Below are 9,063 nucleotides of genomic sequence, written 5' to 3'. Positions count from 1 at the left end.
CCCCCAAGGACTGCACGAATCTTGAGGTCGCCATCGCCGGCAAGCCGGCTCCTACGCAGTTTCTGCGGTCACTGGCGTTCGAGTTCGAGCCGCAGGCTATGATCGGGCAGGCGTTGACGGTCTTTCACCACGCCGCTGGTACGGCGGCCCTCCAGCGCAAATACCACGGTTTGCGCGTCATGCAGATCATCCGGCAATGGCTGGAAAACCTTCAGCACCAGCCAGCCTGGCGCGTGTTGCAGGCTCACCTGACACTCGGCCTGTTTGGCCAGCGGCCCGAACAAAGTGTCGCGGGTGTAATCAATGCGCGCCCTGCCATTGATTGAATCCATGGTTCTCTCCCTGATCAAGCCTGAGCGCGCGCATCCGAGCGGCGCCATTGCACGTTGGTAATGCCGAACTTCTCGGCCTGCTCCCGGCTGGTCTTCTTGACCTGCTCACGGGCGAAACGGCCGATACGGCCCACGCCGGCATCACAGCTTGCCCAATGCCAGGCTTCCAGGGTGTCGAGCTTTTCCAGGCGGATGATGAATGACTTCGGCTCGCCATGGAGGCTGTAGTCGATCACGAACAGTTTTGCGTTATTCATTGGCCCATCAACCCTGGTGGTGTAAAGCAAGTGATCCTCGCGGGCGCTAAAAATTCACTCGGATTGTCGAGCGGTGGTCATTACCATGGCGGCTCACCCTTGATTAATGTGCCCCCCATGGCCCTGGCTGCGCCCCCCGACCTCAGTGATCACGCCGTCCCCGTGCAGCCTTTGGCGCGTACTTACCCGCGTGGGTTGTACGTGGAGCCGCACAGTCACGACTGGGGACAATTGCTCTACGCCATGAGCGGCGTGATGTGGGTCGAGACCCCCCGCGAAGCCTTGGTGGTGCCGCCCCAGCGTGCCGTGTGGTTGCCGCCTGGGGTGGAGCACGGGATCCGGGTGGTGTCGGACCTGCAGATGCGCAATATCTACCTGCGCCCATCATTGGCGGCGACACTGGACAGCCAAGTGCAGGTGATTGAGGTTGGCGGGCTGCTGCGTGAGCTGATCGTCGCGCTGGTGGAGCAGGGCGACAGCGGTGACGCGGCGTATTACGACGCGGTGGTCGGCCTGGCCCTGCTGGAGCTGCAACGGGCGCGTCGCTCGCAAATCCGCATCGCCATGCCGGTCGAGGCCGACCGACGCCTGATCAACGCATGCCAATCGGTGATGGCCGAGCCGTCCCTGGAAATCCCCTTCGAGCAGCACGCAGACACGGCCGGTGCCAGCGTGCGCACCTTGGCGCGGCTGTTCCAGCACAACCTGGGCATGGGCTTTGCCGAATGGCGCCGCCAGGTGCAACTGGCCACGGCGGTGGCGGAGTTGATCCAGGGCCAGTCTGTCAGTGCGATCGCACGTTCGCTTGGGTACTCGCCGAGCAGTTTCAGCGACATGTTTCGCCGCGAACTCGGTGTGGCGCCTTCGCAATACGTCGGCTGAGGGGTTGGCCGAAATCCTGAAGCACTTGGCCGATGCTTCAGAAATGGGCTCTCTACACTGAGCCCATCAACCCCCTGAGGCGCAGCCCCCATGAACTACCTGATCTCCCTCGCCATCGGCCTGTTTGTCGGCGTGATTTACGGCGCGCTGGATTTCCGCTCGCCCGCGCCGCCGGCCATCGCCCTGGTGGGCCTGATGGGCATGCTGCTCGGCGAGCAGTTGTGGCCCATGGGGCGGCAGCTGGTCAGCGGTTGGTTGTCCTGATTTTCTTTCTCTCCTAAGGATTGCGTCATGAAAGCACTGCAGTTTTCCGCTACCGGCGACCTTAACGCCCTGGGTTTCGTCGACGTCGCTACCCCGGTGCCGGCGGCCGGTGAAGTTCTGGTCCAGATCAAGGCCGCGGGCCTGAACCCCAGCGATGTAAAAAACGTGCTCGGCCGCTTCCCCTACACCACCTTGCCGCGCATTCCGGGCCGCGATTTTGCCGGTGTGGTGGTGCAGGGGCCGCAGGCGCTGGTCGGTCAGGCCGTGTGGGGCACCGGACGCGACCTGGGCTTTTTCGCCGATGGTTCTCACGCCGAGTACCTCACCGTGTCCGCCAAGGGCGTGGCGCATAAACCCAGCCACTTGAGTTTTGCCCAGGCCGCAAGCCTTGGCGTGCCGTACACCACCGCCTGGGATGCGCTGGAACGCAGCGGTGTCGGCAAAGGCACGCGGCTGCTGGTGATCGGCGCCAATGGTGCGGTCGGCAGCGCGGCGCTGGCCTTGGCGAAAATTCGCGGGGCCCAGGTGCTGGCGGCGGTGCGCAAGGTCGAGCAGGTCGAGGTGTTGCAGGCGCAGGGTGTCGACGCGATTGCCCTGGGCACGCCGGACGAGCTGGGCGCGCAGGTGAACGCGGTGTTCAAGGGCGGTGCCGATGTGATCTTCGACACCACCGGTTTCTGGTTGCCGGCGGCCGTGGCGGGCCTGGCGCCATTCGGTCGCATCGCGATCATCGCCGCGCCGGTGGACGGCCACGTGCAATTGCCGGCCCTGGCCCTGTACCGCAAGGGTGGCTCGGTAGTGGGGATCAATTCGTTGCTCTACAACTGCGAGCAATGCGCGGTGATGCTCGAGCAGTTCGGACGCTTCTTCGATGAAGGCCTGCTGCCGCTGCCCACCGGCCTGCGCGAAGTGGCATTGGCCGACGGTGTGCAGTGCTATCAAGACGTAAACCAGGGCATTGCAGACAAGATCATCCTCCTGCCCTGACACGGTCAAAAAAGGGGGGAGCGAATGCAGGCCTGAGTCCCGTGTCTGGCGCAGCTCCACTGTGGGAGCGGGCCTGCCCGCGAAAGCGGTGGATCAGTAGCGATGAAGTTGGCCGACCCACCCCCATCGCAGGCAAGCCAGCTCCCACAGTGATCCAGTGCAGGCTTGAGTCCCGTGTCTGGCGCAGCTCCACGGTGGGAGCGGGCTTGCTCGCGAAGGCGGAGTATCAGTAGCGGCTAAGTTGGCTGACCCACCGCCATCGCAGGCAGCTCCCACAGTGATCGGGTGCAGGCCTGAGTCCCGTGTCTGGCGCAGTTCCACTGTGGGAGCGGGCTTGCCCGCGAAGGCGGAGTGTCAGTAGCGGCGAAGCTGGCTGACCCAGCCCAATCGCAGGCAAGCCAGCTCCCACAGTGATCGAGTGCAGGCCTGAGTCCCGTGCCTGGCGCAGCTCCCACACTGATCGAGTGCAGGCTTGAGTCCCGTGTCTGGCGCAGCTCCACCGTGGGAGCGGGCTTGCCCGCGAAGGCGGAGTGTCAGTAGCGGTGAAGTTGGCTGACCCGCCGCCTTCGCAGGCAAGCCAGCTCCCACACTGATCGAGTGCAGGCTTGAATCCCGTGTCTGGCACATTTCCAGTGTGGGAGCGGGTTTGACCGCGAAGGCGGTGGATCAGTAGCGGCGAAGCTGGCTGACCCACCGCCATCGCAGGCAAGCCAGCTCCCACACTGATCGAGTGAAGGCCTGAGTCCCGTCTCTAGCGCAGCTCCATTGTGGGAGCGGGCTTGCCCGCGAAGTAGTTGGATCAGTAGCGGCGAAGTTGGCTGACCCGCCGCCTTCGCAGGCAAGCCAGCCCCCCCACAAGTCAACGCTCGTCAGGCTTCGGGGACGCCTTTTTCCCACGCCGACCAGTTCTTCAAGATCGCTTGCACCAGCGGGTTGCCCGTGCGGTACAGGTTCTCCAGCGCCGGTACAAAACCGCCTTGATCGGCGTACTTCAGCAGGTTGTCCACTTCGCTGTAGCCAGGATAAGGGCGGTCGAAATCGGAACCGGCACGCACCACCGCCAGGCGCTGGATATCCACCAACCCTTCGCGACTGGCGCGCAGCAGGGCCTCGTAGGTGGAGTTGTCCTCCTGCTGGGTGGTGCAGTACTCGCCTTTATTGTCCGTGAGCAACTGGGTCCAGACTTCGGCGCGCTCGCTCAGGCGTGTGCCGGAGAACCAGGTGTTACCCGCCAGGGTGTCGCAGCGGGTGACTTGCGGCGGCTGGTTGGCTGGCGCGGCGGGGTAGTGTTTGCGCCAGGCGCTGGATTCCTTGCTTTCCGTGAGCTCGACTTTTTGTGACAGCGCAAACGCCTTGGCTTGCAGCTTCGGGTTCAGCTCAAACACTTCGGTCTTGTAGTCCAACGGTGGTTTCTCGTTGGGCCCCTTGGTGTTGATGCCGATATAGCCGGTTGGCCACTCCTTGGGCGCATCCCGCGAGTCCAGCTCCCACTGGGTGCCGAATTCCACCAGGTAATGCGCCCACGCCGCCGTGCCGAGGGTGCCGTGCTTGGGGCTGATGCCGGCAATCCCGGCGATCAGGAAATAGCTCTGGCGCAGGTCGAACTTGGGCGACAGGGCCAGTGCCAGGGAGGACGCGGCGGCGTTGGTCTGGCCCATGCCGGTGACCAGCAGGCAGACGTCCTCGGTGTTGCAGCGGATCACCGGGTATTCGGCCGACAGGCCCGGCACGCGCACTTCCTGCTTGAGTGCCAGGCGGTCGATCCAGGTTTGCGCCTCGGGGGCGAACATGGTGATGAGCATCACCTTGGGCTTGATCGGCGCCGGTGTATCAGCCAGCACCACGTGGGGCAGCAGCGCCAGGCCGATGGCCAGTGACAGACGGGTAAACGCTTTCATCGAATGCTCCTTGATCAGAATTGATAGCCCACGCCGGCGTAGTAACCCCAGCCGTCGGAGCGGGCGCGGAAGTTGCCCTCGCCAAAGTTCAGCTCGCTGCCATCCTCCCAGTTGCCGCCGTTATGAAAGTAACGACCGACCAGGGTGAAGCGCAGGTGCGTGAACGAGTACAGCAGCACGTTGGTTGCCACCAGGGAATTGGCGGTGCGTGCCGGGTTGTCCTTGTGCAGGTCCGAGCCGAAATCGTAGTTGGTGAAGCCGATGTAGGTCAGCGAGGCACCGTTGTCGAAACTGCTGATGGGCACGATGTACTTCATCTGCGCGCGGTAGCCATCCCAGGAATATTCATTGCTGGCGCCGTAGTTTTCCCACTGGTAACGCCCGTAGAAGTTCGCCGACAGGTTGACCCGCGAGTGGGTGTCGACATCGGTGCCGAGGCCGCTGTACAGGGTGTTGGCGCGGTTGTCCTTGTTGCTGCCGTGGTCGTAGATCCAGTCGAATGCCACGTACCATTCCTTGAACGGGCCGATGGCCAGGCTGCGCCCCGCCAGGTAGTCGATGGAAATACGCGGCTCATGCTCCATGAACACCGGCGAGCCATGGTCCCACACGCCTTTGTCATTACTGTTACCGATGGTGAGGATCTTCGGCACGTCGATGTAGCCGTACAGCTCGAAAGGTCCCTTGCGGCCGAAGTACTCGTATTCCAGGTACACGTCGTCCTGCGGCTTGGGGCCGAAGCTGATGTCTTTGCTGCCGATCAAGGTCAGGTCCTGGTTGAACCAGTCCGACCAATACACGCCTTTTTTAGCCGGGCTGGCTTCGGGGCTGAGGGTTTCGCCCTGTGCCGAGTCATCCACGGGTTTTTGCTGCGCCAAAATGGGTGCACTGAGTACTCCCGTAACGGCAGCCAGTAGCAAGGAAACACCAAAGCAAGCACGAGGCCTTGAGGTGGGGTGCATTGAAAATCCCTATTCGTACGCGGTTGGAACCCGATTCTGCGGGTAGTGGTGAACTTGGCTGGCAAGTTCGTTCCGCAAACGTTTGCACGTGGCGTACCAACTTTGTTCAAGGGATTGAGCTGAATGGGAAAAAGCGCGATTAATCGACCTTTTGGTCAAAATTGGCTGGGTGTCATTTTCTCGATGCGATTGAACAGGTGCATCGCGGTTTCGCGCCGATACTCACTCGGTGTCTGGTTCATCTCGATGCGAAAATGCCGGTTGAAGTTGGACAGGTTGGCGTAGCCCACTTCAAAGCAGATATCTGCCACCGACATCTCACTCTGCAGCAGCAACCGACAGGCGCGTTGCACGCGGAATTTACGCATCAGGTCGATAAATCCATGGCCGGTGTTGCGTTTGAAGAAGCGCGAGAAGCCCGGTTCGCTCATCTCCAGTTGTTGCGCGATGACCGACAGACGCACGTCGCCGGTCAGCTCCGTCATCAAGTAGTCGAAGGCCTTGTTGATGCGTTCGGCGCTGCGTGCGTCCAGGGTCGGCGCGTAGCAGGGGCTGGCCAGCGCCGTTACCTGAGGGGGCGGGGCGTTTTTCAGGGTGTCGAGCAGCTGCAGGAACAGGATCAACCGCTGCAGGCCGTGGGCACTGCCGATGGCTTCCATCAGGCGGGCAGCCTGCAGCGCCGTGGCGCCGGTGAACTCCAGGCCGCGCCGGGCTTGCTCGAACAGCGGCTGCAAGTCGCCGAGTTCGGGCAGGGTCTTGCGCAAGGCGAGGAGGGCGGCGCCGTCAAATTGCAGCACCACGTCGCGGCCGCTCAGGTATTCACCGGGAGCCAGCTCGCCGATCCAGTCGTGCGGCAGGTCCGGGCCGATCAGCGCGACATGCCCGGCGCCGAACGCGCCGATATAGTCGCCCGCCACCAGCTTGCCGCTGCCCTGGCGGATCAGGTGGATTTCAAATTCGGGATGGTGATTCCAACGCGCCAGGTCATAGGGGTAGTCATGTTCGAACCAGCGAAAGCAGTGGTCCGGCTCAGGCAGGATCACTTCAAGCTCGGCAGGGCGGTGTTCGAACAGTTGGGCGCGGCTGATGGGCATGGTGATGCCTCTTTTACTTGTTGGATCGGCTCAAAATACGCGGGTTGGCAAGCCGTGCGCTACCCCTGGTTCCGCCCGGTACTGATACTTTTTTGATCCTGGAACGGCGGTTAAAAAAGTATCAGTCGAGCATTCGCCCTGCGTTTGTGGGGGGCTGGCCAAGCTGCTGTAATCGGCGCTCAACAACAAAAACAACAGGTGGAAACCGCCATGTTCAAGCTCCCGCACGCGTTGTTCCTGCTTTCCGGCCTGGCAGTGGCAATGCCCAGTCAGGCCGCCGACACCGTCACCATCGCCACCGTCAACAACAGCGACATGATCCGCATGCAGCGCCTGTCCAAGGTGTTCGAGCAGCAACACCCGGACATCCAGCTGAACTGGGTAGTACTGGAAGAAAACGTGCTGCGCCAGCGCCTCACCACCGATATCGCGACCCAGGGCGGGCAGTTTGACGTGCTCACCATTGGCACCTATGAGACGCCGCTGTGGGGCGCCAAGCACTGGCTGGAGCCGCTGACCCAGTTGCCGGCCGATTACGATGCCGACGACATCTTCCCGTCGGTGCGCCAGGGCCTGTCGGTCAAAGACACCCTGTATGCGTTGCCGTTCTACGGCGAAAGCACCGTGACCTACTACCGCACCGACCTGTTCAAGCAGGCTGGCCTGAGCATGCCCGCGCACCCGACCTGGACGCAGCTTGGCGAGTTCGCCGCCAAGCTCACAGCCAAGGACCAAGGCCAATACGGCATGTGCCTGCGCGGCAAGGCCGGCTGGGGTGAAAACATCGCACTGCTGAGCACCATGGCCAATGCCTTTGGCGCGCGCTGGTTCGATGAGCAGTGGAAGCCCGAGCTGACCAGCCCCGAATGGACCGCCGCCGCCAACTTCTACGTCAACACCCTCAAGCAATACGGCCCGCCGGGCGTGTCCAGCAACGGCTTCAACGAAACCCTGGCGCTGTTCAATAGCGGCAAATGTGCGATCTGGGTCGATGCCAGCGTCGCCGGCTCCTTCACCACCGACAAGAGCCAGAGCAAGGTCGCCGACAGCGTCGGCTTCGCGGCTGCCCCCACCGAAGTCACCGACAAAGGCTCCTCGTGGCTCTACGCCTGGTCGCTGGCGATCCCGGCCACCTCCCAGCACAAGGACGCCGCCAAGGCATTTATCGCCTGGGCGACCTCGAAGGAGTACATCCAGCTGGTCGCGGATAAAGAAGGCATCACCAACGTACCGCCGGGCACCCGTCAATCCACCTACAACGCGGCGTACCTCAAGGCTGCACCGTTCGCCCAGGTGACCCTGGAGATGATGAAACACGCCGACCCCGCGCACCCCTCGGCCAAACCCGTGCCGTACGTGGGCATTCAGTACGTGACCATCCCCGAGTTCCAGGCAATCGGCACCTCCGTCGGCAAGCTGTTCTCGGCGGCGCTCACCGGCGGCATGTCGGTTGACCAGGCGTTGCAGCAGGCGCAGTCCACCACCGAGCGCGAGATGAAACGCGCCGGCTACCCGAAATAGTTTTGACAGGACACCTCAATGAAACGACTCGAAGGTAAGAGCGCGCTGATCACCGGATCGGCGCGCGGGATCGGCCGCGCGTTTGCCCAGGCCTACATTGCCGAAGGCGCCACCGTTGCCATCGCCGATATCGACCTGCAACGCGCCCAGGCTACTGCAGCCGAACTGGGCCCCCAGGCCTACGCGGTGGCGATGGACGTCACCGACCAGGCCTCCATCGACAGCGCGATTGCCGCCGTGGTCGCCCAGGCCGGCAAGCTCGATATCCTGATCAACAACGCTGCGCTGTTCGACTTGGCGCCCATCGTCGACATCACCCGCGACAGCTACGCGCGGTTGTTCTCGATCAATGTCGCCGGCACGCTGTTCACCCTGCAGGCTGCCGCGCGACAGATGATCAGCCAGGGCCACGGCGGCAAGATCATCAACATGGCCAGCCAGGCCGGGCGGCGCGGTGAGCCGCTGGTGGCGGTCTACTGCGCAACCAAGGCGGCGGTGATCAGCCTTACGCAATCGGCGGGGTTGAACCTGATCATGCAGGGCATCAACGTCAACGCCATCGCCCCCGGTGTGGTGGATGGCGAGCACTGGGATGGCGTGGATGCGCTGTTCGCCAGGCATGAAGGTTTGCCGCCTGGCGAGAAGAAGAGGCGGGTAGGGGGTGAGGTGCCGTTCGGGCGGATGGGTACGGCAGAGGACCTGACCGGGATGGCAATCTTCCTGGCGTCCAAAGAGGCCGACTATGTGGTGGCCCAGACCTACAACGTCGACGGTGGCAACTGGATGAACTGATCCTGGTAGGCGCCCGGCAAGCCGGGAGCCTGCAGGGGTGGTTTACTCCGCGAAACAGCGATCAAAAAAATACA

9 protein-coding genes and 1 pseudogene are annotated in these 9,063 nt (G+C 62.8%); 5 read left to right on the top strand and 5 right to left on the bottom strand.

The genetic code is table 11. The features are described from left to right. Positions 1–68: 68 nt before the first annotated feature. Positions 69–332 (bottom strand): hypothetical protein, encoded by a 264-nt coding sequence (locus QMX97_RS30440; RefSeq protein WP_065905997.1) that lies wholly within the window; start codon positions 330–332, stop codon positions 69–71. A 14-nt stretch (positions 333–346) separates the two neighbouring features. Then, positions 347–589 carry a DUF6555 family protein gene (locus tag QMX97_RS30435; protein ID WP_065905999.1) on the bottom strand — a complete coding sequence of 81 codons (243 nt, stop codon included), beginning with the start codon at positions 587–589 and terminating at the stop codon, positions 347–349. 117 nt (positions 590–706) lie between these two features. Here QMX97_RS30435 and QMX97_RS30430 point away from each other — a divergent pair. The 3 genes and pseudogenes from QMX97_RS30430 (at position 707) to QMX97_RS30420 (ending at position 2,722) form a co-directional block, all read left to right on the top strand. Continuing rightward, a pseudogene (locus QMX97_RS30430) lies at positions 707–1,491 on the top strand (helix-turn-helix transcriptional regulator). 70 nt (positions 1,492–1,561) lie between these two features. Continuing rightward, positions 1,562–1,735: a DUF1427 family protein gene (locus tag QMX97_RS30425; RefSeq protein WP_074851542.1), complete on the top strand. Its 174-nt coding sequence runs from the start codon at positions 1,562–1,564 to the stop codon at positions 1,733–1,735. A gap of 27 nt (positions 1,736–1,762) precedes the next feature. Beyond that, complete coding sequence (locus tag QMX97_RS30420) at positions 1,763–2,722, top strand: zinc-binding alcohol dehydrogenase family protein (protein WP_282398140.1); 960 nt, start codon at positions 1,763–1,765, stop codon at positions 2,720–2,722. An 869-nt stretch (positions 2,723–3,591) separates the two neighbouring features. On the opposite strand, the gene QMX97_RS30415 is transcribed toward QMX97_RS30420, so the two are convergent. The 3 genes from QMX97_RS30415 to QMX97_RS30405 all read right to left on the bottom strand — a co-directional run bounded on the left by QMX97_RS30415 (position 3,592) and on the right by QMX97_RS30405 (position 6,676). Further along, on the bottom strand, positions 3,592–4,620 hold the full coding sequence (locus tag QMX97_RS30415) for a purine nucleoside permease (RefSeq protein ID WP_282398139.1): 1,029 nt from the start codon (positions 4,618–4,620) through the stop codon (positions 3,592–3,594). 14 nt (positions 4,621–4,634) lie between these two features. Continuing rightward, positions 4,635–5,582, bottom strand: coding sequence for a nucleoside-specific channel-forming protein Tsx (locus QMX97_RS30410; RefSeq protein ID WP_282398138.1), 948 nt, complete (start codon positions 5,580–5,582; stop codon positions 4,635–4,637). 155 nt (positions 5,583–5,737) lie between these two features. Beyond that, positions 5,738–6,676, bottom strand: a complete 939-nt coding sequence (locus tag QMX97_RS30405; RefSeq protein ID WP_201144076.1) for an AraC family transcriptional regulator — start codon at positions 6,674–6,676, stop codon at positions 5,738–5,740. Positions 6,677–6,886: 210 nt separating this feature from the next. Here QMX97_RS30405 and QMX97_RS30400 point away from each other — a divergent pair, with 210 nt between their 5' ends. Together QMX97_RS30400 and QMX97_RS30395 are read left to right on the top strand one after the other, a co-directional pair. Continuing rightward, positions 6,887–8,197, top strand: coding sequence for a sugar ABC transporter substrate-binding protein (locus QMX97_RS30400; protein ID WP_282398137.1), 1,311 nt, complete (start codon positions 6,887–6,889; stop codon positions 8,195–8,197). Positions 8,198–8,215: 18 nt separating this feature from the next. Beyond that, positions 8,216–8,989 carry an L-iditol 2-dehydrogenase gene (locus QMX97_RS30395; RefSeq protein ID WP_282398136.1) on the top strand — a complete coding sequence of 258 codons (774 nt, stop codon included), beginning with the start codon at positions 8,216–8,218 and terminating at the stop codon, positions 8,987–8,989. The last annotated feature ends 74 nt before the right edge of the window (positions 8,990–9,063 follow it).

Source organism: Pseudomonas sp. PS01298 (assembly GCF_029959745.1).
Classification (GTDB): domain Bacteria; phylum Pseudomonadota; class Gammaproteobacteria; order Pseudomonadales; family Pseudomonadaceae; genus Aquipseudomonas; species Aquipseudomonas aylmerensis.
The sequence above is the reverse complement of the archived record's forward strand: the minus strand, read 5'-3'. Positions and strand labels throughout refer to the sequence as shown.

Excerpts from the sequence above, each read along its gene's own strand:
- QMX97_RS30440 (WP_065905997.1), bottom strand. The coding sequence starts at position 332 with ATGGATTCAATCAATGGCAGGGCGCGCATTGATTACACCCGCGACACT.
- QMX97_RS30435 (WP_065905999.1), bottom strand. The coding sequence starts at position 589 with ATGAATAACGCAAAACTGTTCGTGATCGACTACAGCCTCCATGGCGAG.
- QMX97_RS30425 (WP_074851542.1), top strand. The coding sequence starts at position 1,562 with ATGAACTACCTGATCTCCCTCGCCATCGGCCTGTTTGTCGGCGTGATT.
- QMX97_RS30420 (WP_282398140.1), top strand. The coding sequence starts at position 1,763 with ATGAAAGCACTGCAGTTTTCCGCTACCGGCGACCTTAACGCCCTGGGT.
- QMX97_RS30415 (WP_282398139.1), bottom strand. The coding sequence starts at position 4,620 with ATGAAAGCGTTTACCCGTCTGTCACTGGCCATCGGCCTGGCGCTGCTG.
- QMX97_RS30410 (WP_282398138.1), bottom strand. The coding sequence starts at position 5,582 with ATGCACCCCACCTCAAGGCCTCGTGCTTGCTTTGGTGTTTCCTTGCTA.
- QMX97_RS30405 (WP_201144076.1), bottom strand. The coding sequence starts at position 6,676 with ATGCCCATCAGCCGCGCCCAACTGTTCGAACACCGCCCTGCCGAGCTT.
- QMX97_RS30400 (WP_282398137.1), top strand. The coding sequence starts at position 6,887 with ATGTTCAAGCTCCCGCACGCGTTGTTCCTGCTTTCCGGCCTGGCAGTG.
- QMX97_RS30395 (WP_282398136.1), top strand. The coding sequence starts at position 8,216 with ATGAAACGACTCGAAGGTAAGAGCGCGCTGATCACCGGATCGGCGCGC.